General features: G+C 63.2%; 25 protein-coding genes. 9 read left to right on the top strand and 16 right to left on the bottom strand.

The annotated features are described in order from the left end of the window. The first annotated feature begins 51 nt into the window (after window positions 1-51). From ACFORG_RS15545 to ACFORG_RS15535, 3 genes are all read left to right on the top strand, one after another. Window positions 52-1,923 (top strand): fasciclin domain-containing protein, encoded by a 1,872-nt coding sequence (locus ACFORG_RS15545; RefSeq protein ID WP_386736441.1) that lies wholly within the window; start codon window positions 52-54, stop codon window positions 1,921-1,923. A gap of 133 nt (window positions 1,924-2,056) precedes the next feature. Then, window positions 2,057-3,850 carry a fasciclin domain-containing protein gene (locus ACFORG_RS15540; protein ID WP_386736440.1) on the top strand — a complete coding sequence of 598 codons (1,794 nt, stop codon included), beginning with the start codon at window positions 2,057-2,059 and terminating at the stop codon, window positions 3,848-3,850. Between the two features lie 211 nt (window positions 3,851-4,061). Continuing rightward, window positions 4,062-4,397: a hypothetical protein gene (locus tag ACFORG_RS15535; RefSeq protein ID WP_386736439.1), complete on the top strand. Its 336-nt coding sequence runs from the start codon at window positions 4,062-4,064 to the stop codon at window positions 4,395-4,397. A gap of 50 nt (window positions 4,398-4,447) precedes the next feature. On the opposite strand, the gene proS is transcribed toward ACFORG_RS15535, so the two are convergent. Further along, a complete protein-coding gene (gene proS / locus ACFORG_RS15530) occupies window positions 4,448-5,848 on the bottom strand; it encodes a proline--tRNA ligase (protein ID WP_386736626.1) in 1,401 nt (466 codons plus the stop codon). A 147-nt stretch (window positions 5,849-5,995) separates the two neighbouring features. On the opposite strand from proS, the gene ACFORG_RS15525 reads away from it, so the two are divergent. From ACFORG_RS15525 to ACFORG_RS15505, 5 genes are all read left to right on the top strand, one after another. After that, entirely contained in the window at window positions 5,996-7,360 is a 1,365-nt protein-coding gene (locus tag ACFORG_RS15525) for an FAD-dependent oxidoreductase (protein WP_386736438.1), read from the top strand. A gap of 81 nt (window positions 7,361-7,441) precedes the next feature. Continuing rightward, complete coding sequence (locus ACFORG_RS15520) at window positions 7,442-9,046, top strand: alpha/beta hydrolase (RefSeq protein WP_386736437.1); 1,605 nt, start codon at window positions 7,442-7,444, stop codon at window positions 9,044-9,046. Window positions 9,047-9,227: 181 nt separating this feature from the next. Beyond that, on the top strand, window positions 9,228-10,295 hold the full coding sequence (locus ACFORG_RS15515) for an AI-2E family transporter (protein WP_386736436.1): 1,068 nt from the start codon (window positions 9,228-9,230) through the stop codon (window positions 10,293-10,295). Beyond that, window positions 10,296-10,973 carry a chromosomal replication initiator DnaA gene (locus ACFORG_RS15510; RefSeq protein WP_386736435.1) on the top strand — a complete coding sequence of 226 codons (678 nt, stop codon included), beginning with the start codon at window positions 10,296-10,298 and terminating at the stop codon, window positions 10,971-10,973. 37 nt (window positions 10,974-11,010) lie between these two features. After that, window positions 11,011-12,567: a Ppx/GppA family phosphatase gene (locus ACFORG_RS15505; RefSeq protein WP_386736625.1), complete on the top strand. Its 1,557-nt coding sequence runs from the start codon at window positions 11,011-11,013 to the stop codon at window positions 12,565-12,567. On the opposite strand, the gene ACFORG_RS15500 is transcribed toward ACFORG_RS15505, so the two are convergent. From ACFORG_RS15500 to ACFORG_RS15470, 7 genes are all read right to left on the bottom strand, one after another. Next, window positions 12,564-12,947, bottom strand: a complete 384-nt coding sequence (locus ACFORG_RS15500; RefSeq protein WP_386736434.1) for a hypothetical protein — start codon at window positions 12,945-12,947, stop codon at window positions 12,564-12,566. The genes ACFORG_RS15505 and ACFORG_RS15500 overlap by 4 nt on opposite strands. A 38-nt stretch (window positions 12,948-12,985) precedes the next feature. Continuing rightward, on the bottom strand, window positions 12,986-13,999 hold the full coding sequence (locus tag ACFORG_RS15495) for an endonuclease/exonuclease/phosphatase family protein (RefSeq protein WP_386736433.1): 1,014 nt from the start codon (window positions 13,997-13,999) through the stop codon (window positions 12,986-12,988). A gap of 3 nt (window positions 14,000-14,002) precedes the next feature. Beyond that, complete coding sequence (locus tag ACFORG_RS15490) at window positions 14,003-14,686, bottom strand: TerB family tellurite resistance protein (protein WP_386736432.1); 684 nt, start codon at window positions 14,684-14,686, stop codon at window positions 14,003-14,005. Between the two features lie 9 nt (window positions 14,687-14,695). Next, window positions 14,696-15,220, bottom strand: a complete 525-nt coding sequence (locus ACFORG_RS15485; RefSeq protein WP_386736431.1) for a GNAT family N-acetyltransferase — start codon at window positions 15,218-15,220, stop codon at window positions 14,696-14,698. Continuing rightward, entirely contained in the window at window positions 15,217-15,819 is a 603-nt protein-coding gene (locus tag ACFORG_RS15480) for a VOC family protein (protein ID WP_386736430.1), read from the bottom strand. Before ACFORG_RS15480 ends, ACFORG_RS15485 begins: the two co-directional genes overlap by 4 nt. 92 nt (window positions 15,820-15,911) lie before the next feature. Further along, a complete protein-coding gene (gene scpA / locus ACFORG_RS15475; protein WP_386736429.1) occupies window positions 15,912-18,038 on the bottom strand; it encodes a methylmalonyl-CoA mutase in 2,127 nt (708 codons plus the stop codon). After that, window positions 18,004-18,918, bottom strand: a complete 915-nt coding sequence (locus ACFORG_RS15470) for a hypothetical protein (protein ID WP_386736428.1) — start codon at window positions 18,916-18,918, stop codon at window positions 18,004-18,006. The genes scpA and ACFORG_RS15470 overlap by 35 nt, the downstream gene beginning before the upstream one ends. A gap of 171 nt (window positions 18,919-19,089) precedes the next feature. Between ACFORG_RS15470 and ACFORG_RS15465 the strand changes: the two genes are divergently transcribed. Continuing rightward, window positions 19,090-19,536: a DUF4174 domain-containing protein gene (locus tag ACFORG_RS15465; RefSeq protein WP_386736427.1), complete on the top strand. Its 447-nt coding sequence runs from the start codon at window positions 19,090-19,092 to the stop codon at window positions 19,534-19,536. Window positions 19,537-19,620: 84 nt separating this feature from the next. Here the strand turns inward: ACFORG_RS15465 and ACFORG_RS15460 are convergent, their stop codons facing one another. The 8 genes from ACFORG_RS15460 to ACFORG_RS15425 all read right to left on the bottom strand — a co-directional run bounded on the left by ACFORG_RS15460 (window position 19,621) and on the right by ACFORG_RS15425 (window position 25,877). Beyond that, complete coding sequence (locus ACFORG_RS15460) at window positions 19,621-21,666, bottom strand: acetyl-CoA carboxylase biotin carboxylase subunit (RefSeq protein WP_386736426.1); 2,046 nt, start codon at window positions 21,664-21,666, stop codon at window positions 19,621-19,623. Window positions 21,667-21,810: 144 nt separating this feature from the next. After that, on the bottom strand, window positions 21,811-22,014 hold the full coding sequence (locus ACFORG_RS15455; RefSeq protein WP_386736425.1) for a hypothetical protein: 204 nt from the start codon (window positions 22,012-22,014) through the stop codon (window positions 21,811-21,813). Window positions 22,015-22,101: 87 nt separating this feature from the next. Further along, a complete protein-coding gene (locus ACFORG_RS15450; protein WP_386736424.1) occupies window positions 22,102-22,305 on the bottom strand; it encodes a hypothetical protein in 204 nt (67 codons plus the stop codon). A 346-nt stretch (window positions 22,306-22,651) separates the two neighbouring features. Further along, the gene (locus tag ACFORG_RS15445; protein ID WP_386736423.1) at window positions 22,652-22,999 is read right to left on the bottom strand and encodes a hypothetical protein; all 348 of its coding nucleotides are present in this window, start codon (window positions 22,997-22,999) and stop codon (window positions 22,652-22,654) included. 60 nt (window positions 23,000-23,059) lie between these two features. Next, on the bottom strand, window positions 23,060-23,203 hold the full coding sequence (locus ACFORG_RS15440) for a hypothetical protein (RefSeq protein ID WP_386736422.1): 144 nt from the start codon (window positions 23,201-23,203) through the stop codon (window positions 23,060-23,062). Between the two features lie 214 nt (window positions 23,204-23,417). Then, window positions 23,418-23,897 carry a DUF6497 family protein gene (locus tag ACFORG_RS15435; RefSeq protein ID WP_386736421.1) on the bottom strand — a complete coding sequence of 160 codons (480 nt, stop codon included), beginning with the start codon at window positions 23,895-23,897 and terminating at the stop codon, window positions 23,418-23,420. Beyond that, complete coding sequence (locus tag ACFORG_RS15430) at window positions 23,894-24,292, bottom strand: cupin domain-containing protein (protein ID WP_386736420.1); 399 nt, start codon at window positions 24,290-24,292, stop codon at window positions 23,894-23,896. The genes ACFORG_RS15435 and ACFORG_RS15430 overlap by 4 nt, the downstream gene beginning before the upstream one ends. Before the next feature lie 52 nt (window positions 24,293-24,344). Then, window positions 24,345-25,877: an acyl-CoA carboxylase subunit beta gene (locus ACFORG_RS15425; RefSeq protein WP_386736419.1), complete on the bottom strand. Its 1,533-nt coding sequence runs from the start codon at window positions 25,875-25,877 to the stop codon at window positions 24,345-24,347. Window positions 25,878-25,919 lie beyond the last annotated feature (42 nt).

Raw genomic sequence — 25,919 nt, 5'->3', positions numbered from 1 at the left:
CCCACGCGCGGTTCGCGTGAAACACTCACTCGAAAAGAAGGGACAGAGATTATGGCGACGCTTTTCGAATACGCTACGCAATCCGGCTCCTATACCACTTTCCGGTCCCTCGTGGAATTCACGGACACCGCGCTGCCCGCTTCCGACCTCGCCGGCACACTCGATGATCAGCAAGCCGATCTCACGCTCTTCGCGCCCACCGACACCGCCTTCGCATGGCTGGCGCAGGATCTGGGCTTCGCAGGCGACGCCAGCGATGCCGCCGCGATCACCGGCTTTCTCACCCAGAACGTCCCGGCGCAGACTCTGCACGACACCCTCACCTATCACCTGATCGGCACCGCTCTCTCCCCGACCGAAATTGCAGAGGCCGGAACCCTCACAACGCTTCAGGGCGGCACCTTCACGCTTGACATACCCCGGCTGGTCCCGGCCGAGCGTGGCTGGCTGCTCACCGACCGGGAACCCGATCTGAACGATCCCTTCCTTGAGATCACCGAGAGTGGCGCGCGCGAGCTTGACAACGGCGCCTTCTATCAACTCGACCGCGTTCTGCTGCCACTGGACCTGGCCGGCAATGACGCGCCCCTGCTGCTCGATATCGTGATGGCCGGCGGACCGATCACGATACGGGATATCCAAATGTTCCGCCACGTAGTGACCAGGGCAGACATGACCAGGGCCGATCTTATCCCTTATCTGAACGACGTGGAGGCGGACCTGACCGTTTTCGTCCCCAGTGACGAAGCTTTCGTCCGCGCGGCTGCGCGGTTTGGGTTCGATGAGGAAGCGCATACCGGCCTACTCAGGCACGTCTACGAGGGCCGCGCAATTGACCATTTTTTGCGCGCTGTGAATTTGTTCAGCGCGGGCGATCTGGTGCCGGCGCTGCGCGACATCGTTCAAATGCATCTCGTGGATGAGTCCCTGCAATGGCGACAGATGACCGAACACCAAGTCCCCACCCTTCACGGTTTAAACGTCACGGTCGACGGCCTGCGCGTGCACAACGACGCGTCGAACCTCCCGGATCCGGAAATCACGACTCCCGACATCCGCGCGTCCAACGGCACCCTGCATGTGATCGAGAGCGTTCTGATGCCTTTCGACATCCCCCCTTTCGATGGCAGCGACGATGTCGATATCGTATTCAGCTTCACGTCCGGCGCCAACATCGAGACCGGAGATGGCGACGACCTTGTCGATGCGAGTATCCTCAGCCAAGTCGTGCATGGCGGAGCCGGAAACGACATCATCGTCGGCAATTACGGGTTCAATTACGGCAGCAAACGTTTTTTCGGCGAGGCCGGGAACGACACTCTGGTTGGTGGTACGGAGAGCGATACACTCGACGGCGGCGATGGCGATGACGTCATCCGGGGCGGTTTCCTCCACGATACGATCCTGGCCGGCGACGGCAACGATACGGTCAGCGACGACGAGAACAACGATCTGATTTACGGCCAGGGCGGCGATGACGTGCTGTCGGGTGGGCACGGCGCCGATCTCCTCGCGGGGCAAGAAGGCAATGACGTGCTGTCGGGCGGGGCGCTGGGCGATGTCCTGTTCGGCAATGCGGGCGACGACTTCCTCAATGGCGGCAGCGGCTTCGACCGTCTCAACGGCGGCGACGGGGCCGACCGGTTCTATCACGCGGGCGTCGCAAGCCACGGCACCGACTGGATTCAGGATTTCGACCATGCGCAAGGCGATCTGCTGATCTTCGGCGGCACGGCCACGGCGGATGATTTCGCGGTCCACAGCGTCCATACCGATCTGCCCGTGCGGCCCGGCGATGCCGGGATCGAAGAGCTGTTCGTCGGTTACAAGGGTCAGGTGATCTTTGCCCTCGTCGATGGCGCTGCCAATGACGCCATCATGATGCGGCTGGCCGACGGGACCGCGTTCGACCTGCTGTCCTGATCGCCACCGTCTCATCGGCCATATCGACCGACCCGCGGCGAGATTCCGCCCATCACGCGTGCGTGAACCTGCGTGAGCAATCCATCCGATCCTCCCTTCCGTTTAACAAACGTGCAACCGAAAGGAGAAGACCATGCCCACAATTACCGAAATCGCCGCCGGGTCGGAAGATTTTTCAATCCTCGTCGCCGCGCTTGGCTTCGTCGATGACCAGATCGCCGATGCTAACCTCGTGGCCACCCTTGGCGATCCGGACGGGGATTTCACGGTCTTCGCGCCCACCAACGCAGCCTTTGGCGCGCTTGCCGCCGATCTGGGTTTCGAAGGCGACACCGCGGACACGGACGCCGTAACCTCCTTTCTCACGATGAACGTTCCGGCCGAAACCCTGCTCGACGTGCTGACCTATCATGTGGCCGGTTCCTCCCTCACCGCGATGGAGATCATGCAGGCCGGCACCGTCACGACACTTCAGGGCGGCACGGTCACGCTCGACGCGCCGACGCTCGTGGATAACGAGCCCGACCTTATCGACCCGTCGCTGGTCACGACCGATGTCGCCGCAGATAACGGCGTCATCCACGTTATCGACCGCGTGCTGCTGCCCGTAGACCTGCCCGGAAACCACGCCGAAACCATCACCGGCATCGTCGCGGCCTCGGGCGGACAGTTCGACGACAACGGGCAGGATTTCGACCTGCTGCTTGCCGCTGTCGGCGTTGCGGGCCTGGCCGAGGCTCTGGACGATCCCAATGCCGATCTGACCGCATTCGCCCCGAATGACGCGGCCTTCATCGGGCTGGCGCAACTGCTCGGCTATCCCGGCGCGGACGAGGCCGGCGCCCTTGCCTTCATCCAGCGCGGCCTGAACCTGCTCAGCGCAGGCGATCCCGTGCCGCTGCTCACCGACATCCTGCTCTACCACGTCGCGGGTGAATCGCTTCAGGCCAGCCAGGTCCTCGCCCGGACCGAGATCACCACGCTGCAGGGCGGAGACATCACCGTCGACGGCACCACGCTGCAGGATCTCGACCCCGAGCTGCCCGACCCCTCGATCATCGCCACCGACATCCAGGCCGCCAACGGCATCGTCCACGTGATCGACGGCGTGCTGATCCCGGTTGACGTGCTGGCCTCGGACGGCAGCATGGATGTCGACCTGATCCTCGGCGACGAGACGGCCGAGGACATCGATACCGGTGACGACAACGACCTGATCGACGCGGCCGGCGGCAATGACAGCATCCTCGCAGGCGACGGTAACGACATCGTCCTCGGCATGGCGGGCAACGACCGCATCCTCGGCGAGGATGGCAACGACATGCTGCGCGGCGGTGACGGTCTCGACATCCTCAATGGCGGCGATGGCGACGATGACATCATGGGCGGCGGTCTCAGCGACACGATCGTGGCCGGTGACGGCAACGACACGGTCAGCGGCGATGACGGCAACGACCTGCTCTTCGGCCAGGACGGCGACGATGTCATCTCCGGCGGGCTCGGCTCCGACCATGTCGCGGGCCAGGATGGCAATGACGTGCTGTCCGGCGGCGCGATCAGCGACGAGCTGTTCGGCAATGCCGGCGACGACTTCCTCAACGGCGGAACGGGTTTTGACCGTCTCAACGGCGGCGAGGGCGCGGACCGGTTCTTCCATGCCGGCACGGAAAGCCATGGCACAGACTGGATCCAGGATTTCAGCAATGGCGACGGCGACATGCTGATCTTCGGCGGCATGGCCACGGCGGATGATTTCGTGGTCCACAGCGTCCATACCGACCTGCCCGAGCGGCCCGGCGATGACGCTGTCGAAGAGATCTTCGTCGACTACCAGGGCCAGGTGATCTTTGCCCTCGTCGATGGCGCAGCCAATGACGCGATCATGCTCCGCACCGCCGACGGGACCGAGTTCGACCTGCTGTCCTGATCTCCGGAAACGACCTGCGCGCGGCCTACGGGCCGCCGCACCCCCTGTTTCATTTTTCACACATTCCGAACACAGCGTGTTTCCCACGCCGCATTGTCCCCAGTTTCGACACAATTGACCCCGAGCATCAGGCTGTTGGCGGAATTCCCTTCGTCAGATCGGGCTTCGTCGACATCATTCATGTCACGGGGCAGATTCCGAGGGACAGACAATGACCATTCAGACACCCCATCTCCTACCCGATCCGCCGGCCTTTGCCGCGCTGGACGGGCTCGATTGCGAAACCGCCGCGCTGCACCGCGCATGGCTGCGACGCCTCTTCGACGAGGCTCGCAACTGGACGGCGCTCAGCCTCGCCTTGCGACACCGCGGGCTCGGCCTCGGCATCCGCGACGGGCGGCTTTACCTGACGCGCAATACGGATGGCCGCCGCGTGGCGCCGGTGCGATTTCTCGGCACGAACCTTGCCGAACTCTCCCAGCGTCTTGGCCGACCGGTCTTTCGTCCGCGTCGCGATCGTCCTGCCGCGGGCGATCTGATCCGCTGATCGCGGTCAGCCGCCCCCGGCCGGCCTAGACGCCGCACGCACCCCGGTGGTCAGAGCCAGGTGTGGAACGAGCGTTTCGCCATCGGCTCCCAATGCTCGCCAAGAACCGGGGCGTGATGCGGATCATAGATCTCGGCCACGCGCCGTACCGCCTCTTCGGGGGTCAGTTCCTCGCTTTCGCCGGTCCTGCGGCTGGTCAGTTCGACCACACCGTTCTTCAACCCGCGCGGCCCCACGGTGATCCGCCAGGGCAAACCGATCAGGTCCATCGTCGCGAACTTGCCTCCGGCCCGCTCGTCCCGGTCATCGTAAAGCGGCTCCAGCCCGATGGACCGCAGCGCGCCATAGATCTTCTCGCAGGCTGCATCGGCCTCGTCATCGCCCTGCTTGAGATTCACGATCCCGCAATGGAACGGCGTGACGCCCTCGGGCCAGATGATGCCCTTGTCGTCATGGCTCGCCTCGATGATCGCGCCCGCCAGGCGGCTGACGCCGATACCGTGGCTGCCCATGTGCACCGGCACCGGCTTGCCATCCGGCCCCTGCACCGTCGCCCCCATAGGCTCGGAATACTTGGTGCCGAAGTAGAATATCTGGCCGACCTCGATGCCGCGCGCCACGCGGCGGCGTTCCTCGGGGATCTGCTCGAACAGGGCCGGATCATGCGTCTCGTCCGTGCGGGCATAGCGCGAGGTGAACTCCTCCAGCACACCCCGGCACTGCTCGCGGTCGTCGTAATCGATCTCGCGGTCGCCGAATGTCAGGTCCGTGACCGCGCTGTCATAGAACACTTCCGACTCGCCGGTTTCGGCCAGCACCAGGAATTCATGCGTGTCATCGCCGCCGATCGGCCCCGAATCGGCCCGCATCGGGATCGCCTGCAGCCCCATCCGCTCATAGCTGCGCAGATAGCTGACGAGGTGGCGGTTATAGGCGTGCAGCGCGTCCTCCTTGGTCAGGTCGAAATTATAGCCGTCCTTCATCAGGAACTCGCGGCCGCGCATCACGCCGAAACGCGGGCGCACCTCGTCGCGGAACTTCCACTGGATATGGTAGAGCGTCAGCGGCAGATCCTTGTAGCTGCTGACATGCGACCGGAAGATATCGGTGATCAGCTCTTCGTTCGTGGGACCGTACAGCATGTCGCGCTCATGGCGGTCGCGGACGCGCAGCATCTCGGGGCCATAGGCGTCGTAACGGCCCGACTCGCGCCACAGGTCCGCCGATTGCAGCGTCGGCATCAGCATCGGGATATGACCCGCGCGGATCTGCTCCTCATGAACGATCCGCTCGATGTTGCGCAGCACCTTGAACCCCAAAGGCAGCCAGGAGTATATCCCTGCGCTGGACTGCTTGATCATCCCCGCGCGCAGCATCAGCCGGTGGCTGACGATCTGGGCCTCGCTGGGCGTCTCCTTGAGAACGGGCAGAAAGTAACGGGACAGGCGCATCGGTTTCGCTTCCTCGGATCGGGCAATTTCCTTGCGGTCTAAGGCATCGCCGCAGCACAGGCAATCGCTGTCGGCCGCTGCCGAAAGGTGATTGACCCGCCAGTCAATAAAAACCATCCTCTCCGATCAGGAAACGAAAGGCCCGACATGACGACGATTACCGAACCCGCCCGCGAAACCCCGATCATTCACCGCACCGGCGTTCTGGTCGTGGGCTCGGGACCTGCCGGACTTGCGGCCGCGCTCGCCGCCGCCCGCGCCGGGGCCGAGGTCACGCTGGTGGAACGGTTCGGCTGTCTCGGCGGCAACATCACCGCCGTCGGTGTCGAAGGCTTCGCCTGGTACCGCCACGAACAGACGGTCGAGGCCGGCGGCATCGGCTGGGAGTTCGAAGAACGCGCCAAGGAGGCCGGCGCCGCCACCCCCGAAAGCCAGTCGCTCAGCTACGAGCTCGACAGCGAAGGCTTCAAGCTCGTCGCCGACACCCTGGCCGAAGAGGCCGGGATCCACGTCATGATGCACCGCGCCTTTGCCGCCCCCATCATGGATGGCGACCGCATCACCGGCATCATTACCGAATCCAAGGCCGGGCGCGAGGCGATCCTCGCCCGCGTCGTGATCGACGCCACCGGCGACGCGGACGTGGCCCACCGCGCGGGTGCGCCCACCCGCATGACCCCGCGCGAGGGGATGATGGCGGCCTCGGTCATGTTCCACCTCGCCGGTGTCGACAAACGCGCCTTCATGGCCGGTGTGCAGGCCGATCCGCAGACCTACAAGGACTGGGGCGGCGGCGGCGAATGGAACATCGAAACCTCCGGCAAGGAGGACGACATGTTCTCGCCCTTCATCCACAAGCCCTTTGCCAAGGCGATCGAAGAAGGGCTGATCCCGCCCCATCTCAACACCATCGCGGGCACCTGGGGCGCGATGCACGACACCGGAGAGCTGACCTACATGAACCTCGTCCATCTCGACGGCGTGGACGGGACCGACCCCGACAGCATGACCCGTGGCGAGATCGAGGGCCGCCGCCAGGCCATGCTCGCCATCGAGGCGCTGCGCCGCCACATGCCCGGATGCGCCACCGCGCGGCTCAGGAACTTCGGCATGACCATCGGCATCCGCGACACCCGCAAGATCGACGCGGTCTACAACATGACCGACGCCGACGCACGCGAGCAGGGCCGCTTCGAGGATACTATCGGCATCTACCCCGAATTCATCGACGGCTACGGCATCCTGATCCTGCCCACCACCGGCCGCTACATGCAGATCCCCTATCGCTCGATGCTGCCCAAGGGGGTGCGCGGGCTGTTGGTCGCGGGCCGGTCGCACGGGGCCAGCCGGATCGCCCATGCCGCGACGCGCAACATGGCCTGCTGCGCCGTCATGGGCCAGGGCGCGGGCGTGGCCGCCGCGCTCTCGGTGGCGCGAAACAGTGACCTCTCGGGGCTCGACATCTCGGCGGTTCAGGCCGAACTCGACCGGCAGGGCGTCCGCCTGCACTAAACCGGGCGGACTCGCTTTTCACGGCGAAACAGGCAAGACTGGAGCGGCCCCTTCCGGGCCGTTCCGCACAAGGACCACGCGATGCGACTGCTGCCCGTCCTCCTGCTGGCGCTGATCCTCTGGACCGCCCACCCGGTCCGGGCCCAGTTCACCGTGCTTCAGGATCCCGACGTGTGGCACCTGCTCAGCCAGGCGCCGCAGGACCCCGCCGAACGGCTGGCGCTGGCAGACAGGGCGCTTTCCCGGCTTGACCCCGAAGCGCCCGGTAACACTCATATCCGCATGGACCTGCTCGAGGCCCGCGCCGAGGCGCTCGAGGCGCTTGGCCGAACGGCCGAGGCCGCCGCCGTCTACGAGGAAAAGGCGACGCTGGCCGAGGCACAAGGCCTTTCGCTCAACCACGACCCCGTCGACCTCATGGCCCGATCGCAGGACCTGCACGCGAAATCGGGCGATATCGACAGCGCGGTGCGCGCCTTTCTGGCCGGCGAACGCCTCCTGTCGGGCGACGACCCCGCAGACTCCCGCCGCCATATCGTCGAACTGCTTTTCGCGACCGACCGCGCACGCAGCGGCGCGGCTGGCCCGCGCAACGTCTACGGGCATGCGCGCGGGCCACTCGAACAGGGCATCGCGCGGGTCTCGATCCCGCCGACGCATCGGCGCGGGCGGCTTGAACATCCCTCGCTCTGGCGAATGGAGTTCCATCGCGAACCCGGTCGCCATGTCGTTCTCGAAGATGTCAGCCCCCTGCCCTCGCCGGATTTCTTCGACATGCTCGCCGACCGCCTGTCCAACGCTCCGCAGGACGAGGTTCTGGTCCTGATCCACGGGTTCAACGTCGATTTCGACAGCGCCATGCGCCGGTCGGCCCAGATCACCCATGACCTCAGATACGAGGGCGTTCCCATCGTCTATTCCTGGCCGTCGCGCGGTAGCACGCTGGGATATGTCGCCGACACCGCCGCCGTGCGCCACAGCGGGCGCAACCTGTCGCGCTTCCTCGACGCGCTCGTCGATCAGGCCGGTGCCACCTCCATTCACCTCGTCGCGCATTCCATGGGCAACCGCGCGCTGACCGACGCGCTGGAACTGATGGCCTTGCGCCGTGATGCGGATGCCGAACAGGATCCGGTCTTCGAAGAGGTCCTGTTTGCCGCCCCCGACGTGGATGCGGGCCTGTTCGGCGCCATGGCCGAAACCTTTCGTCCTCTGGCGCGCCGGATGACCCTCTATGGATCCAGCGAGGATCTGGCCCTCGACGTGTCCCGGCGCATCCATGGCGACGCTCCCCGCGCCGGCGAAGGTGGTCCGCTGATGACCCCGTTTCAGGGGATCGACAGCATCGACATGTCCGCCGCCGGGCGCGACATGCTCGCCCACCAGTATTATGCCGAGGACAGCGCCGCGCGGCTCGACATGCTGATGCTCATCTGGCGCAACACGTCGCCCGAACGGCGCTGCGGGCTCAGCCCCGAACCACGCGAGGGCGGGACGGTCTGGCGCCTCTCCTCCGGTCCCTGCTCTGACAGAACCCTGTTCGACATCATCGCCAGCCTGCGCCGCGCCGGCATCGAACGCCGCAAGGACGCCGAGACCTATCTCGACAGCCTCGCGACCGAGTTGGACCTCTCGCGAGAGATCCGCGACATCGTCTCGACCCTGCTCACCGATTCCGAGTCGTGACGCGGCCACTTTCTTTCCGGGGTACCGACGTTCTGGTCCTTGTACAAAACGGTCAAACCCCGTCCCGGAGCATGTACAAAACGGACAATTCCGGGGGGACCGCCGCGGTACCCCCCATTCCCCTTGCATCGCGGCAACGCATCGGCGAAACACGAACTGGCGACGCGGTACGAGGATCGACATGGCACTGCCGGTGAAAGACCAGCTGAGCTACTGGGGCATTGCCGCAGTCGTTTTCATTGCTGTCCTATGGGCGCTCGGAGACGTCCTGCTGCCCTTCGTGATCGGGGGCGGCATCGCCTATTTCCTCGATCCCGTTGCCGACCGGCTGGAGCGATGGGGCTTTTCCAGGATCGCCGCAACTGCAACGATTACAATTACTTGCATTCTGATCTTCGTGTTGGGCCTGGTGCTTGTCCTGCCCACGATGATCAGCCAGCTCATCGCGCTGATCGACGTGATGCCCGAGGTCTTCAGCGACCTGCGCGCCTTCTTCGACACGAATTTCCCCGCTCTCCAGGATAGCAACTCCAGCGCGCGCCAGGCCCTGTCGCGGATCGCTGAAACGCTCACCGCCAAATCCGGCGAGCTGGTCCAGACCCTCGTGGCCTCCTTCGGCAACGCGATCAACGTCGTCGTCCTCATCGTCATCGTCCCCGTCGTCGCCATCTATCTTCTACTCGACTGGGACCGGATGATCGCCGAAATCGACAAGCTTCTGCCGCGCGATCACGCCCCGACCATTCGCCGCCTGTCGCGCGAGGTGGATCATACGCTCGCCTCTTTCGTGCGCGGTATGGGCACGGTTTGTCTAATACTTGGAACGTATTACGCGGTGGCCTTGATGTTGGTCGGCCTGCAGTTCGGCCTCGTCGTGGGCTTCATCGCGGGGCTGCTCACATTCATTCCGTATCTCGGCGCGCTGATCGGCGGGGCGCTCGCCATCGGGCTTGCCCTGTTCCAGTTCTGGGGGGAGTGGCTGAACATCATCCTCGTCGCGGCGATCTTTCAGACCGGCCAACTGGTCGAAGGCAACTTCCTCACGCCCAAGCTGGTCGGCGACTCGGTAGGGCTGCATCCCGTCTGGCTGCTGCTCGCGCTTTCGGTCTTTGGGGCACTGTTCGGTTTCGTCGGCCTTCTGGTGGCGGTCCCCGTCGCAGCAGCACTGGGGGTACTGGCACGGTTCGGGGCGCAGCAATACCTGCAAAGCCGCCTCTACAAGGGTTTGGCCGAGCAGGACCAGGACTGAATGGCACGACAACTGAGCTTTGACCTGCCCGCCAAGACCGCGCTGGGCCGCGAAGACTTTTTCGTCTCGCCCGCCAACGCTTTGGCCGTGGCAATGATCTCTGCCACCACCTGGCCGGGCGGAAAGCTTGCGCTCAGCGGCCCCGCGGGGAGTGGCAAGACACATCTGGCCCATGTCTGGGCGGGTGAAACCGGCGCGCGGATCATTCCGGCGCACAAGGTTACCGAGGCTGCCATCCCTGATCTCGCCAGCGCCCCGGTGGCGGTCGAGGACGTTCCCGCAATTGCCGGAGACGCGGCACGCGAGGCACTTCTGTTTCATCTGCATAACCTAGCCCTTGCGCAGGGGCAGCCGCTGTTGCTTACCGGGCGGGGCGCGCCGTCGACTTGGGGCATTGCCCTCCCCGACCTTGCCAGCCGCATCGCGGCCGCGCATCATGTCGGACTGGAGGCGCCCGATGACGCGCTGTTATGTGCCGTGCTGGCCAAGCTTTTCACCGACCGACAACTGAACCCCAAGCCTGACGTGATTCCGTATCTTGCCCGCCACATGATGCGCAGTTTCGAGGAGGCCGCCCGCATCGTCGGCCAGCTCGACATGATCGCTCTGGCCGAGAAGCGCGAGATCAACAGGGCGCTTGCCGTGACTCTTCTGAACCGAGACCGAACCGATGATTGACCAGACCGCGCCGAACGACCATCCTCGGAACCACGTGATGCAGACCGATATCTCTGAGACCGACAACCGCGCTCCTGACTGGGGAACGTTCGGCAGGCCGCTGTTCGATGATCCCAGCGCGCGTGCACTGTCGCGAGTCGGCGTGGTCGATGTGGGGTCGAACTCGGTCCGCATGGTGGTGTTCGACGGGGCCGCGAGATCTCCGGCCTATTTCTATAATGAAAAGGTCATGTGCGCCCTTGGTGCGGGGCTGTCCGACACCGGGCGGCTGAACCCCAAGGGACGCCAGCGAGCATTGTCGGCTTTGGCGCGTTTTGCGCAACTGGCGCGAGGGCTGGACATGCCCCCCCTGCATGTTGTGGCCACCGCTGCCGTACGCGACGCCGAGGACGGACCGGATTTCTGTGAAGAGGTGTGGCGCGAAACCGGACTGACGGTGCGCGTCATCGACGGAGAGGAAGAGGCCCGTCTGTCGGCTCAAGGTGTGCTGCTGGGCTGGCCAGGCGCGTTCGGCTTGATCTGTGACATCGGCGGATCGTCGATGGAGTTGGCCGAGATCGCACAGGGTCGCGTGGGTCGGCGCGTGACCTCGTCGCTGGGGCCGCTCAAACTGCGCGATATCAAGGGCGGGCGACGCGGACGCAAGGCGCATATCAAGCAGACCATGGAAGAGCTCAAGACCAGTCTTGGCACCCAGCGGGACCGGCTGTTTCTGGTCGGAGGTAGCTGGCGTGCCTTTGCCAAGCTCGACATGCTGCGGCGGGACTACCCGCTTCAGGTCCTTCACGAATACCGCATGACAACCAAACAGGTGCACGCCACCGTCAAATTCATCGAGTCCAACGACCCGGACAAGATCCGCCAGGCTGCCGGGATATCGTCGTCACGCATGTCGCTCTTGCCCTATGCGATGGACGTACTGGTAAGGCTGATTGGCACTTTCAAACCCAAGGACATTGCCATTTCCAGCTATGGGATCCGCGAGGGGCTACTGTACGAACAGATGCCTCGCCGCCTGCGGGATCGTGACCCGCTGATCGAAGCGTGCCGTTTTGCCGAGGCCAAGGATGCCCGCATTCCGGGTTTCGGCCGCAAGCTGTTCGATTTCGTGATGCCCTTGTTTCGCAATGCCTCTCCGGCCAAGGTACGGCTGATCAAGGCGGCCTGCCTGCTGCACGATGTCAGCTGGCGCGCGCATCCCGACTACCGTGCCGAGGTCTGTTTCGACAACGCCACGCGGGCCAACCTGGGCGGGTTGAAGCACTCCGAACGCGTGTTTCTGGGACTTGCCTTGCAGCATCGCTATCGCAACAAGCGCGAGGGCGACAGATTCGAACCGCTATTCGCTCTGCTTGACCAGAAAAGCCAGACCGAGGCCGAAATCCTTGGCAAGGCCATGCGGTTCGGCGCGATGCTTTGGATTCAGAACGACACGCGGCCCGGTACGCTGCGATTCTATCCAAAGAAGAAAAGGCTGGAACTGCTCCTGCCAGAATCTGCATTGCCGCTGTATGGCGAGGTCGCCCAATCGCGGTTCGTTTCGCTTGGTAACGCGCTGGGTTCCAACGTCGAGGTGCTGGTCGAACCCGATTAAAGCTCGATCTGTCCTTCGGGCGTGGCATCATCCTCTGGCGCAGCGTCCTCTTCGGGCTTGGGTTGTTTCTTGCGGATGATGATGTCGCCATTGGGCAGCATCTCGGGTACTTCGTACGTGCTCCAATCCTCTACTTCGGACATGATGCGCGACATGGCCGGGCCCATTTCGTCGAGGAACCCTTGCATCCTTGGCCCGAACTCCTCGGCGAGGCTGCGCAGTTCCTCCATGGTGGGCTCCATCTCTTCGCGCAAGCCGCGAAAGAACAGCTCAGCCCCCTGCTCCATCAGCGATTTCTCGTCCCCCTCATCCTCGACCTGAGCGATGGCAGGCAGGGCAGAAAATGCAACGAGGGCGAGAGAAAGGGCAAACTGTTTCATGCTATGAATATAGCGCCGACACCGTCGCGCTGCAAAGGTCAGGCGTCGAAATCGACGCTGACCGGGAAATGATCCGATGCCGCCAGCAATGCGTCGCGCAGTTCCGGAGTATTGTAGCAAACCGCGTCATCGAACGGATGCCAGATGCGCCAGGTCGCGTTCCTGTCGCGCAATCCCGGTGTAAGCATGACGTAATCCAGCAGCGCCTCGAGGTAGCGGCCGCTCTCGGGCAGTTCGAACCGGGCCGTGGTGGGCAGGACGCCGGGCCGAACCTGGCGTGTGAGATCGGCATGCGGATCGAACAAACCTGAATCAAGCAGGATCTCGACCGAGGAGCGCCCGAAGAGATGTTCGAACTCGTCAAGTCCGGGTCCGTCATTCAGATCCCCCAGCAGCACAACCTCTTCCCCCGTGGCCATATGAGCGCGCACGCGGTCGCGCAGCCAGATCGCCTGGGCCAGTTGCTTGCGACGGTTGGCAATGGAGATGCGGATGGACTCGTCCCGGTTTTCGGCCCCGTGCGGCACCTTCGATTTGAGATGGGCACCGATCATGCGGAAAGACAATCCCGAAGCGGTCGTAATGGCAAGCTCGAGGGGTGGCTTCGAAAACCGGACAAGATCCTCGGTTGCGTCGATATCGAGATCGATCCGGAATGTGCCGTCAAAACGCGGCGCGTCGTCGTCCCCCTTCTTGCCCGTCACCTCTCCCCGTGGATCGTGTCGAGCCGCTAGGATAGCAGGATCGTAAAGCAGCGCGATTTCCTGATGCGTCTCGTTGGCGAAACCGATCACCGCCGTCCTTGCACGCAGATCGAAGGCCTTTGCAAAGCTCTCCAGCGCGCGCACGGTATCCTGTGTCCGGCCGGTATTCGGGGCCTCGATGATCATGACTGCGTCAGCGTCGAGGGCGGTCAGCACCATGGCGATGGCCTCGGCCTGCTGTGCCCGGCTTACTCCTTCCCGCCCCGACGGCGCATCGTCGAGCACCAATCGATCATCGCGGTCGAAGAGATTGGCGAACCACTCGACATTCCAGGTCGCCAACCGCATCGCTCAGCCGACCGTCTGGCGATTGATCTCTTCCCAGGCGTGGTTGATATCGATCATCCGCTTCTCGGCCAGTCGGATCGCCTCGCGCGGGACACCACGGGCCATCATCGCGTCGGGATGCGTGTCGCGCACCAGTTTGCGCCAGACCTTGCGGATCTCGGGCAGAGGCATGTCGGGATCGACGCCGAGGATCGTGTAAGGATCCTTGGGTGCGTCCGGCACGAATCGCGCGCGCAGGGCGCGGAACTGCGTCTCGGACTGGCCGAATATCTGGCTGACCTCGTGCAGGAAGGCGTCCTCGTCGGGGTGATAGCTGCCATCTGCCATCGAGATGTGGAACAGCCCCTCCATCAGGTCGGAAAGAACGGTGCTGTCTTCGGCGAACATGGCCCGGATGCGGCGCGCATATTCGCGATAGCCCGCGACATCGGTCCGCGCCATGTTGAAGACCTTGGCGGCACCGGCCTCGTCCTCCTGCGCGATCTGAAAAACCTCACGAAAGGCGGTCACCTCGTCACGGGTGACATGACCATCCGCCTTGGCCATTTTCGCACCCAGCGCAATCACGGCGATGGCAAAGGCCACACTGCGTTCGGGGGGCGTGCGAAGCCGTTCAAAAACCGTTGCAAGGCTTTCGCCGCTGGCAAGCGCGCTGATCGCGTCGGATATACGGGACCACAGGGACATGGTGTCAGTTTATCCAAGCGGCCCGGCGCTGTCAGGTGCGTCATCTGCGCCCGAGACAAGAATTTTCTGCATTAGCACAAGATCTAGCCAGCGGCCCTGTTTGCGGCCGACTTCAGGCATCCGTCCCACCTCGGCAAAGCCCATCGCGGCGTGGAATGCGACAGCACCGGGATTGGCCGCACTGATACCGGCGACCATGACGTGGTGTCCCGCATCGCGCGCAACCACTTCGAGTCGCGCCATCAATGCGCGCCCCAGTCCCAGACCGCGGGAATCGGTATCCAGTTGAATGCTGTGTTCGACACTATGGGCATAGCCCGACCCACCCCTGAAAGGACCGTAGGTTGCAAAACCCGCCACTTTGCCCTTCGCCTCGCAGACCAGAAATGCCTCGCGCCGTGCGGCGATATCCGCGGCGATATCCGACGGACTGCGTTCCATCGTGGTGAAGGTGATCAGCGTGTCGCGGATGATCGCGTTGGTGATGCCTGCGATCGCTCCGGCATCCTCGGCGCGCGCCTCGCGTATCGTCATTCCAGCACGCGCACCCCGTGTGGCGTTTCAATCTCGGCGACAAGGCCCGGTTCGCCCCTTTCGACACGGACCAGCGCGATGCCTTCGAGATCTCCCCGCAAGGGTTCGACATCGGGGTGCGAGACCGTGAGGCTGCGCAAACGACAACCACTATCGGCCAGCATGTTTGCAGGATGCAAATCGCCGCGCCACTGGATGAGCGCGGGGAAGACGTTGTCGTATGGCAGGATACCGGTATCGGGAACGGCCATCTTCCACTTGAGATCACCGCGCTCCAACTCTATCGGATCGCCGCAACCCGGTGGCGCGGTCATCAGCGCGGCGTCAAGGTCAGGCACCCGACAGATCCAGCAGCGCAAATGCGGTGGGCCATCGAGATGGTCGAGATCGAACCAGCGCATCCGGCCCGGCGACGGGGCCTTGGGGTCGATTGCAATCGCTTCGAGGTAGAGACCATCCCCCAGTCCAAGCAGCATGTTATGCGTACCGAACCGCGCGTGCTGCCCCCCCGGCTGCATCGCGACGCCAAGCGCCTGCTCGACATGGGCAGATGCCTCTTCGAGCGTTTTTCCGGCCACGGCCAGATGATCGAGTTCCATCCCGGTCTCCCATTTGCAAGGGCAGCGAATTGATCCGCTGCCCCTACACTTGCCCCAAAAGGCGTCGGGGATGAATACCCGATATCGTGGCCTCAGCCGCGTGCCTCGCGAACAAGGCGCAGGATGTCCTGCGCGGCCTCGGGGATGTTGGTGCCGGGACCAAAGATCGCCTTGACGCCATTGTCGTAGAGGAACTGGTAATCCTGCTGTGGAATGACGCCGCCACAGATAACGATCACGTCTTCGGCACCTGCCTTTTTCAACTCTTCGACCAGTTGGGGGGCGAGGGTCTTGTGACCGGCCGCCTGCGACGAGATCCCCACGACGTGGACGTCGTTGTCAACGGCATCCTGCGCAGCCTCGGCAGGTGTCTGGAACAGCGGCCCCACATCGACGTCGAAGCCGATATCGGCAAAAGCGGTCGCGATGACCTTGGCGCCCCGGTCGTGGCCGTCCTGCCCCATCTTGACGACCAGCATGCGCGGGCGGCGCCCTTCGGCCTCGGCGAAGTCTTCGACCGATTTCTGGATCGCGGCAAAACCCTCGTCGCCCTCGTACGCGGCGCCATAGACCCCGGCGAGCGTTTTCACTTCGGCGCGGTGACGACCGAATTCCTTTTCCATTGCCATGCTGATTTCCCCAACGGTAGCCCGGGCACGGGCGGCTTCGACGGCGGCTTCGAGAAGGTTGCCACCTTCCTTTGCCCGGCGGGTAAGTTCGTCCAGCGCCGACTGGCAGGCGGTCTCGTCACGCTCGGCGCGGATTTTATCAAGCCGCGCAATCTGGCTTTCACGGACCTTGACGTTATCGACATCAAGAATGTCGATCGGGTCTTCCTTGTCCTTGCGGTACTTGTTGACGCCGACGATCACCTCTTCGCCGCGGTCGATCATGGCCTGGCGGCGGGCGGCGGATTCCTCGATCCGCAGCTTGGGCATGCCGGATTCTACGGCACGGGTCATGCCGCCCATCTCCTCGACCTCTTCCATCAGCGCCCAGGCCTTTTCGACCAGGTCGTTCGTGAGGCTTTCGACGTAGTAGGAACCGGCAAGCGGATCGACCACGTCGGTCACGCGCGTCTCTTCCTGCAGAACGAGCTGCGTATTGCGTGCGATCCGGGCCGAGAAATCGGTGGGCAGCGCGATTGCCTCGTCCAGAGCGTTGGTGTGCAGCGACTGGGTACCGCCGAGCACGGCGCTGAGCGCCTCGTATGCGGTGCGGATCACGTTGTTGTAGGGGTCCTGCTCCTGCAGCGACACACCCGATGTCTGGCAATGGGTGCGCAGCATCTTGGACCGCTCGTTCTGTGCGCCGAACTCGGTCATGACCCGGTGCCACAGCGTACGTGCGGCGCGCAGCTTTGCAATCTCCATGAAGAAATCCATGCCGATGGCAAAGAAGAAGGACAGACGGCCGGCGAACTTGTCCACGTCCATGCCCGCCTCGATCGCCGCCTTCACGTATTCGCGCCCGTCGGCCAGCGTATAGGCCAGTTCCTGCACGAGGTTCGCGCCGGCCTCTTGCATGTGGTAGCCCGAGATCGAAATCGAATTGAACTTGGGCATCTCGTTCGAGGTGTATTCGATGATATCCGCGATGATCCGCATCGAGGGTTTGGGCGGATAGATGTAGGTGTTGCGGACCATGAACTCCTTGAGGATGTCGTTCTGGATGGTCCCCGACAGCACAGCCCTGTCATGGCCCTGCTCCTCTCCCGTAACGATAAAGCTCGCCAGCACCGGGATCACCGCGCCGTTCATCGTCATCGAGACTGAAACCTTGTCCAGCGGGATACCGTCGAACAGGATCTTCATGTCCTCGACACTGTCGATGGCCACGCCAGCCTTGCCGACATCGCCAACCACGCGGGGGTGATCGCTGTCATATCCCCGGTGCGTGGCGAGGTCGAAAGCGACCGAAACGCCCTGCTGCCCGGCAGCGAGGTTGCGGCGATAAAAGGCATTCGACTCTTCGGCGGTCGAGAAACCCGCATATTGACGGATCGTCCAGGGCCGGCCTGCATACATTGTCCCTTTCACCCCACGGGTGAACGGCGCAAATCCCGGCAGGCTACCCATATGCGGCAGGTCCGCGACATCTTCCTCGGTGTAGAGCGGCTTGACCTCGATACCCTCGAGCGTCGTCTTGGTCAGATCCTCCAGCGGGCGGCCGCGCAGCTCTTTCTCAGCCAGCGCCCGCCAATCGTCTGTCTTGCTCATTGCGTCTTCCTCTCGTCATATCGGATATTGGCAGGGTTTGCCCCGCCGGTTTTCGTTCCGGGTCATCCATCAACCAGGCAAGGCCATCCGCCCCGCCCGCAAGCCACATCAAATCATCAGCATAGCGTTCACGCAGGGCATCGGCCTGAACGGCATCGAACGGCATCCAACGCCCATCGCCATTCGGAAGTTCACGCGCGACCTCGTCAATCACACCGGCCCGCAACTGTGGAAGCCGCGGGGTCCGGTTGCACCAGCCGCGCGCGTCGTTTCTTGGGGCGGGACGTCCCGTGACAGCGGCAAGCTGCGCTTCGGGGCGGCCCGCGAAGGTTTCGAATGGCAGAACCCACAGCCGTGCATCGGGGACGGCACAAGCGATCTCAGCAATCACATCGCGCCAACTGCGCGGCGCGAAGGCGATGCGGTCGAGCATCCGTCGGTGCGGCAGACCGTAACCGCGTGCCAGAGCAAACCCCATGACCGACGCCCAATAGAGATCGAGCGCACGGATGTTCAGGACAAGGTCTGTCAGCGCAGGTCCGAATGCCTCGGCGTGGCGTACGATCCTGAGGCCCGCGTCAGGGTAAAGCGCGGCATCGCGCAGGTTCACCCGCATCGCGCCCAGCATGTTTTCCTCGCTCACGACAAGGCGATCCATGCCCCGCCGCTGGCTACCGCGAAGGTTCAGTTGGACCCGCCCCAGCGCCCGGCGGCTGGCCTTACCGCTCTCGCCCAACCCCCGAAACAGGCCCGTGCGGGTTCGGTACGGCCCCCAGAAACCAGTGCCGGCCTCGGCCAACAGGGGCCGGTTACGGCGCATGTAGTCCTGAAAGCTGGTTGTCGCGCAGCGGTGCGCACCGATGTGAAGGATAACGTCCATCGCTCTGCCTTTGGTAAGGGCCGCCCGGGTCTGGCGGCGGGGGGGAATCGGCACGATGCTCACGCGGCCCCCCTCACGAAGCGATTAACGGTAAAGTTTTTCGGGTCCGCATGCAGAAGAGGCGTCGCAATCCAGGCAGGGGGGTCTATATTCACCCTGACAGGAGACAGCATGAAACGCATATTAGCGCTTGTTTTCACTTGCCTATTCCCGGTCGTCGCATCGGCCGCGGACGCCATAATGGCCGAGGACGGACCGTATATCCGACCGGCCGGTGAAACCGATTTGAGCGAATTTCTATGGATTAAGCGGCCGGTGATCGTCTTTGCCGACACACCTGCCGACCCTCGATACCAGCAGCAGATCCAATTGCTGACAGAGCGGGCCGACGAGATGATACGGCGTGACGTCGTCGTGATTACCGATACGGATCCGGCGGCCAAGTCGCCACTGCGGCAAAAAATGCGCCCCCGGGGCTTCCAGTTGATCCTGATGGACAAGGGCGGAACGATCGAGTTGCGCAAACCCGTCCCGTGGGACGTACGGGCGCTCAGCCGCTCGATCGACAAGATGCCGCTACGCCAGCGCGAGATACGCGAGAGCAAGGGACTCGAGTGAGCCCGCGCTATGCGCCCGCCCTTCTCTGCCGCCCCTCGTCCCACGTTTTGCCTCCTTTGGATCAGGTGACCGCGCCGCACGCGATCACTCGAACTCCATGATGATGTCATCGACGGCCAGGCTGTCACCCGCGCCCGCATTGATCTTGGAGACGACACCCTTGCGCTCGGCGCGCAGGATGTTCTCCATCTTCATCGCTTCGACGGTGCAGAGCGCCTGCCCCTCCTGCACTTCGTCGCCGACCTCGACATTCACCTTCACGATCAGGCCAGGCATCGGGCAGAGGAGCAGTTTCGATGTGTCCGGCGCCTGTTTCTCGGGCATCAGGGCGGCCAGTTCCGCCTGACGCGGGGTGCGCACATGCACCTTAAGATCCGCGCCGCGCGTCCGCAGACGGTAGCCGGACGTGACCTTGTCAACCTTTAGGACCAGCGGCTCGCCGTCGATGTCGATCCTGGCCAGGCTGGAACCGGGTCGCCAGTCGGACGAAACGCGCAGCTTGGTGTCATCATCGAACTTGACGGTCGAGCCCTGCTTGTCTGCCTTGACTTTGACCGCGAAATCCCGGCCCTGAAGCGAGACGACCCAGCGCTTGCCGACCTTGCGCTCGTGGTTGTCCATGCGGCCCGAGACGCGCGTGCGGCGAATTTCGGCAACACGGTACATCGCGGCGGCGGCAGCGGCCACGCGGCGTAGCTGGTCATCGGGCAGTTCGACACCCTCGAAGCCCTCGGGATACTCTTCGGCGATAAAGGCGGTGGTCATATCGCCCGAGACAAACTTTGGATGATCCATCACCGCCGCGACGAAGGGCAGGTTGTGACCGATACCTTCGACCTCGAAACTGTCGAGCGCTACGCGCATCGCCTCGATGGCTTCGGCGCGTGTCGGCCCCCATGTACAGAGCTTGGCGATCATCGGATCATAGTACATGCTGATCTCGCCGCCCTCGTAGACACCGGTATCATTGCGCACTGCCGTTTCGCCTACGGGCGCGTCGCCGTGCCACTTGTCGTTGGTCTGCAGGGGGCCTGCAGCGACTTCTGCCGGCGGACGATAGCGGGTCAGACGGCCAATCGACGGTAGGAAGTTGCGATACGGATCTTCGGCATAAAGGCGGTTTTCGATCGCCCAGCCAGTCAGCTTGACGTCATCCTGGGTGATCGCCAGTTTCTCGCCTGCCGCGACGCGGATCATCTGCTCGACAAGGTCGACGCCGGTTATCAGCTCGGTCACCGGGTGTTCCACCTGCAAGCGGGTGTTCATCTCGAGAAAGTAGAAGTTCTTTTGACCATCCACGATGAACTCGACCGTGCCGGCGCTGGCGTATCCGACTGCCTTGGCCAGAGCCACGGCCTGTTCGCCCATCGCCTTGCGCGTTTCTTCGTCGAGGAACGGGCTTGGCGCCTCTTCGACAACTTTCTGGTTTCGGCGCTGGATCGAACACTCTCGCTCGCCAAGGTAGATCCCGTTGCCGTGCTTGTCGCAAAGCACTTGGATCTCGATATGGCGCGGCTGGGTCACGAACTTCTCGATGAAGATACGGTCATCGCCGAAGGAACTTGCCGCCTCGTTCTTGGATGACTGGAAGCCTTCGCGCGCTTCCTCGTCGTTCCACGCGATGCGCATCCCCTTGCCGCCGCCGCCGGCAGAGGCCTTGATCATCACCGGGTAGCCAATTTCCTGACTGATTTTCACCGCCTCATCGGCATCCTCGATCAGGCCCATGTAGCCGGGAACTGTCGAAACGCCGGCCTCCTGCGCAATTTTCTTGGAGGTGATCTTGTCCCCCATCGCCTCGATCGCGCCCTTGGGGGGGCCAACGAATTCCACACCGGCATCTTCCAACGCCTCGGCGAATTTCGCGTTCTCGGACAAGAAGCCATAACCGGGGTGAACTGCCCCGGCACCGGACTCGCGGATTGCCGCCATCACCTTGTCGATAACGATGTAGGACTGGTTTGCAGGCGGCGGCCCGATATGGATCGCCTCATCCGCCATCTCGACATGCAGGGCATTCTTGTCCGCGTCGGAATAGATCGCGACCGTGTCAATTCCCATCTTGCGGGCGGTCTTGATGACACGGCAGGCAATCTCGCCCCGGTTGGCAATCAGGATCTTGTTGAACATGCTCTGTCCTTCGTCTTGGGTATGATGAAACGCGAAACGCCGCCCCGAACGGTCAGGTCCGGCGCGGCGTTTTGCGTGTTTGGCGGATGCCCGGAGCGAGTCCGGAGCGCGTTAAAGGTCAGCGACGCGGGGCATCGCGCTGCGTCAGCAATCCGAGGGGTTCTGGTCGCAATAAAGGATATTGCCGGCTGCGCCGAGCGCTGCGCCCGCGACCGGGTCTGCATTGACCGCACCGGCAGCGACAGCGCCTGCGCCGCCTCCAAAGAGCGCCTGTTCACCGACACTGTCGCCGCAGGCTGCGAGGGTTCCAAAGAGACCGGCGACAAAAAATGCGCGTGCAAGGGCCATGAGTTCCATCCTTTCCGTTCGTTCGGATGGAGAACGCGGGCCTGCGGTCCAAGTTCCGCCCGGCCCGCGACCGTCAGGTCAGACCGGTCAACACTTGCCTGGACCGTATTCGCAATAGACGACATTGCCCGCCGCGCCGACGACCGCACCGACAAGCGGGTTGCCGTCAAGCGCCAGCGCGGTGACTGCGCCTGCGCCGCCGCCGATGATCGCCTGCTCCTCGAGCGTGTCACCACAGGCCGACACCGCCGCCAAGAGTCCAAAAACCGATAATACGCGAATGATGCGCATCCTGCCTCTCCTTCGTTCTGCTCTTGTTTTCGAGAGGGCAGATAAGCGCTTGCATCCGACCCGCGCAAGTCGCCATGACCCGGTCGCACGACATGCGCGGATTGATGCCCAAACGCCTGTGAAAAAAGAGAAAAAGAGGCGGGCAGGACACCGAATGCTCGATGGTCCCGCCCGCTTGAAGAAGGGGTACGGAATAGATGGCCGAGACCTGTGGCAGGTTTCCAGAGTGCCCCGGACGAGTGCAAGCTGCACCGAGTTTTCTGCAACGCCAAGTACAGTTCGCCAACGTCGCGAGGCTGCGCCAAAACCTGCCAATCCGCGCAGAAGCTATGCGGGAAATCGCCGATCATTCGACGAAAGCCTCGGGGAAAGACGCACGGGCCGCGGTCTCATCGATCACGAGCAACGCCTCGTAGCTGGTCGGATCGAAGGGCTCCTCCGCGGGGACAATCTCGCGCCCAAACAGCCAGCTGAGCCTGCCGGCATCAAGGTTACCGCGCTCGAATGGTTCGGACCCGAAATGCTCCCACAGGGCTTGCATGAAGTAAGCGTCGACGCGCCGGTCCACCGCCTTGCGGTCGCGATAGCGTTCGCGCCGGATGAGGGGTGTCGCGCCCTTGGGATTGGCGCGGCGTATGGTGAACTGAAAATCGGAGCTTGGCATCCGCGACGGGAAGCCGCGATGTTTCAGCATGGCCGCACCTCCAACGACGGGGTGCGGGGGAGCGGGACCGAAGCCGGTCCCGCAAGGGTCTTACTTGTACTTTCCGGTGTAGACCGGTTCGGTCGAAATCGGCTCGGGATCGACGATGACGAATTCTTCCTTGGGAGAATTGTCACATGCCGCAACGGCGCCGACGAAGGCGACCATCGCGATGAACTTGATGCTCTTTGCCATCTGTTACTCCAGACATTGTTAGCGAAACGCGCAGGACCTGTAGGCCCCGCCTGCCTCAGACACGGTGTGTCGGCCGCCTGAACGCGACCTTGGCGCACCTTAATCCAGAACAGGTGCAAAATACATGACGCCCGGCGCATGTCGCGACGCTGTGACGCCAAAACATCAATCCCGCCGGGGAAGCAATATCGTGCCGCAAGATGTTGTGGCATCGTCAGTACTCCTCCCAGATGCAGCGACCGTCCTGAAGGCTGTAAGCTTCGAAAAACTGCGTCGCCTCGGGATCCGACCGTCCGAACTCCACCGGGCGATCGGACATCGAAATCACGATGCGGGCGGGTGCGAGGTCGTGCTGCGCGACGTAGGGAACGGCGAGGATCTCGCACAGATGATCCATGTCCTGGGCCGCTTCGTCGTAGCCATAACCACCCTGCTCGGCACCGATGGCCGTTGCAATCAGGCGCAGGCGAAGCCAGCTTTCGCCGGGGTTTTCGTCAATGAGAACTTCTTCCAGTCGGACATCCTGACCCGACGGAACGGGCAGAAGGGGCTTTTCGCCTGCAAAGGCTGATGATCCGATCAAAACCGCCACAAGGGCGCAGCCCCGGCCCCACCAAAGGCGGGCTCCTCCTGCCGGGGCTGCGTGCGCCACGCATGGTGCGTGCGCCGTCCGGTTGAGCTCGGTGCGGATCATGAGGGTGATTCTTCCCGAGTGTCAAATTCTGCAGGCGAGGTGATCTCGATCAACTCCATGTCGTCGGAGTGACGAACCTCGCGATGAACGATTCCAGGAGGCTGCAAGACGCACGATCCCTCGCGCAGGATATGCTCCCCTTGCCCTTCGTACTCGAACACCACCCAGCCACGCGTCACATAGACCATCTGGAAGTCGAGCGCATGCGAATGCCAGGCCCCCGGGCTCTCCATTCCGGGTACGGCCCGGATGACATGCGCGCCGAACTTGCCCTGCGTCGCCTCGGCTATTCCCAGTTGCCGATACTCGAAAAACGCGCGCAACCCCTCGCCGCGGAATGCGGACGCATCCGCATGCGAGATGGTGAAGGCTTGGTTTTTCCAGAGCGTGCTCACGGTCAGGCGATCCTTTTGGCCACGGCGCGCCCGTCAAGGCGCGCCGGCGAACTTACAGCGGAATGTTGTCGTGCTTTTTCCAAGGGGTTTGCAGCTTCTTGTTGCGCAGGCTCGCAAAGGCGCGCGCAACACGCTTGCGGGTCGAACAGGGCTGGATCACCTCGTCGATGAAACCACGCTCGGCCGCCACGAAGGGGTTCGCAAAGCGATCCTCGTAATCCTGCGTGTGGCGCGCGATTTTCTCGGGGTCGCCCAGGTCGGCGCGATGAATGATCTCGGTCGCTCCCTTGGCCCCCATCACGGCAATCTCGGAGGTCGGCCACGCGTAGTTGAAATCACCTCGCAGATGCTTGGAACTCATGACCACGTAGGCACCGCCATACGCCTTGCGGGTGATGACCGTGACCTTGGGCACCGTCGCCTCGCCATAGGCAAACAAGAGCTTTGCGCCATGCTTGATGACACCGTTGTACTCCTGGCTGGTGCCCGGCAGGAACCCGGGCACGTCGACCAACGTGAGCAGCGGGATTTCGAAACAGTCGCAGAAGCGGACGAACCGGGCAGCCTTGCGCGCGCTATCGATGTCCAGAACGCCAGCGAGAACCATCGGCTGGTTTGCAACCACACCCACCGTCTGCCCCTCGAGCCGGATGAAGCCGGTGATGATGTTCTTGGCGAAATCGGCTTGAATCTCGTAGAAATCGCCCTCGTCAGCCACCTTGGTGATGAGCTCTTTCATGTCGTAAGGGGTGTTCGGGTTTTCCGGCACCAGCGTGTTCAGCGAATCCTCGATCCGGTCGGGCTCATCGAAGAAGGGGCGCACCGGCGGTTTTTCGCGGTTGTTCAGCGGCAGGAAATCGACGAGACGCCGCACCTCAGCCAGCGTTTCGACGTCGTTGTCAAAGGCCGCATCGGCGACCGAACTTTTCCGGGTGTGCGTCGAGGCACCACCAAGCTCCTCGGCGGTCACCTGCTCGTTGGTGACGGTTTTGACCACGTCAGGGCCAGTCACGAACATGTAGGACGTGTCCTTGACCATGAAGATAAAGTCCGTCATCGCCGGTGAGTAGACCGCGCCACCAGCACAGGGACCCATTATGACGCTGATCTGCGGCACAACGCCCGACGCCATGATGTTTCGCTGGAACACCTCGCCATAGCCGGCAAGGGAATCGACCCCCTCCTGGATACGCGCACCACCCGAATCGTTGATCCCGATCACCGGCGCGCCATTGGCAACCGCCATGTCCATGATCTTGCAGATCTTTCGGGCATGGGTTTCCGAAACCGACCCGCCCAGAACCGTGAAGTCCTGGCTGAAAACATAGACCATGCGCCCATTGATGGTGCCCCACCCGGTCACGACACCGTCGCTGTAGGGCCGGTTCTTCTCCATTCCGAAATCGATGCAGCGGTGCGCGACGAACATGTCGAACTCCTCGAAGCTGCCATCGTCGAGCAGCAACTCGATCCGCTCGCGGGCGGTCAGCTTGCCGCGTGCATGCTGGGCCTCGACACGTTTCGCGCCGCCGCCCTGCCGCGCTTCGGCGCGGCGGTTCTCGAGCTCGGAAAGGATGTCTTTCATCGCGGTAATCCCCTTGGAAATTTTGCCGGACCCTATATGCCG

Origin of the sequence: Lutimaribacter marinistellae (assembly GCF_042648365.1) — a bacterium.
In the GTDB taxonomy this organism is placed as follows: Bacteria; Pseudomonadota; Alphaproteobacteria; order Rhodobacterales; family Rhodobacteraceae; genus Lutimaribacter_A; species Lutimaribacter_A marinistellae.
The sequence above is the reverse complement of the archived record's forward strand: the minus strand, read 5'-3'. Positions and strand labels throughout refer to the sequence as shown.

What these genes read in the sequence shown, in the direction of transcription:
- ACFORG_RS15545 (WP_386736441.1), top strand. Translation starts at nt 52, where the DNA reads ATGGCGACGCTTTTCGAATACGCTACGCAATCCGGCTCCTATACCACT.
- ACFORG_RS15540 (WP_386736440.1), top strand. Translation starts at nt 2,057, where the DNA reads ATGCCCACAATTACCGAAATCGCCGCCGGGTCGGAAGATTTTTCAATC.
- ACFORG_RS15535 (WP_386736439.1), top strand. Translation starts at nt 4,062, where the DNA reads ATGACCATTCAGACACCCCATCTCCTACCCGATCCGCCGGCCTTTGCC.
- proS (WP_386736626.1), bottom strand. Translation starts at nt 5,848, where the DNA reads ATGCGCCTGTCCCGTTACTTTCTGCCCGTTCTCAAGGAGACGCCCAGC.
- ACFORG_RS15525 (WP_386736438.1), top strand. Translation starts at nt 5,996, where the DNA reads ATGACGACGATTACCGAACCCGCCCGCGAAACCCCGATCATTCACCGC.
- ACFORG_RS15520 (WP_386736437.1), top strand. Translation starts at nt 7,442, where the DNA reads ATGCGACTGCTGCCCGTCCTCCTGCTGGCGCTGATCCTCTGGACCGCC.
- ACFORG_RS15515 (WP_386736436.1), top strand. Translation starts at nt 9,228, where the DNA reads ATGGCACTGCCGGTGAAAGACCAGCTGAGCTACTGGGGCATTGCCGCA.
- ACFORG_RS15510 (WP_386736435.1), top strand. Translation starts at nt 10,296, where the DNA reads ATGGCACGACAACTGAGCTTTGACCTGCCCGCCAAGACCGCGCTGGGC.
- ACFORG_RS15505 (WP_386736625.1), top strand. Translation starts at nt 11,011, where the DNA reads ATGCAGACCGATATCTCTGAGACCGACAACCGCGCTCCTGACTGGGGA.
- ACFORG_RS15500 (WP_386736434.1), bottom strand. Translation starts at nt 12,947, where the DNA reads ATGAAACAGTTTGCCCTTTCTCTCGCCCTCGTTGCATTTTCTGCCCTG.
- ACFORG_RS15495 (WP_386736433.1), bottom strand. Translation starts at nt 13,999, where the DNA reads ATGCGGTTGGCGACCTGGAATGTCGAGTGGTTCGCCAATCTCTTCGAC.
- ACFORG_RS15490 (WP_386736432.1), bottom strand. Translation starts at nt 14,686, where the DNA reads ATGTCCCTGTGGTCCCGTATATCCGACGCGATCAGCGCGCTTGCCAGC.
- ACFORG_RS15485 (WP_386736431.1), bottom strand. Translation starts at nt 15,220, where the DNA reads ATGACGATACGCGAGGCGCGCGCCGAGGATGCCGGAGCGATCGCAGGC.
- ACFORG_RS15480 (WP_386736430.1), bottom strand. Translation starts at nt 15,819, where the DNA reads ATGGAACTCGATCATCTGGCCGTGGCCGGAAAAACGCTCGAAGAGGCA.
- scpA (WP_386736429.1), bottom strand. Translation starts at nt 18,038, where the DNA reads ATGAGCAAGACAGACGATTGGCGGGCGCTGGCTGAGAAAGAGCTGCGC.
- ACFORG_RS15470 (WP_386736428.1), bottom strand. Translation starts at nt 18,918, where the DNA reads ATGGACGTTATCCTTCACATCGGTGCGCACCGCTGCGCGACAACCAGC.
- ACFORG_RS15465 (WP_386736427.1), top strand. Translation starts at nt 19,090, where the DNA reads ATGAAACGCATATTAGCGCTTGTTTTCACTTGCCTATTCCCGGTCGTC.
- ACFORG_RS15460 (WP_386736426.1), bottom strand. Translation starts at nt 21,666, where the DNA reads ATGTTCAACAAGATCCTGATTGCCAACCGGGGCGAGATTGCCTGCCGT.
- ACFORG_RS15455 (WP_386736425.1), bottom strand. Translation starts at nt 22,014, where the DNA reads ATGGCCCTTGCACGCGCATTTTTTGTCGCCGGTCTCTTTGGAACCCTC.
- ACFORG_RS15450 (WP_386736424.1), bottom strand. Translation starts at nt 22,305, where the DNA reads ATGCGCATCATTCGCGTATTATCGGTTTTTGGACTCTTGGCGGCGGTG.
- ACFORG_RS15445 (WP_386736423.1), bottom strand. Translation starts at nt 22,999, where the DNA reads ATGCTGAAACATCGCGGCTTCCCGTCGCGGATGCCAAGCTCCGATTTT.
- ACFORG_RS15440 (WP_386736422.1), bottom strand. Translation starts at nt 23,203, where the DNA reads ATGGCAAAGAGCATCAAGTTCATCGCGATGGTCGCCTTCGTCGGCGCC.
- ACFORG_RS15435 (WP_386736421.1), bottom strand. Translation starts at nt 23,897, where the DNA reads ATGATCCGCACCGAGCTCAACCGGACGGCGCACGCACCATGCGTGGCG.
- ACFORG_RS15425 (WP_386736419.1), bottom strand. Translation starts at nt 25,877, where the DNA reads ATGAAAGACATCCTTTCCGAGCTCGAGAACCGCCGCGCCGAAGCGCGG.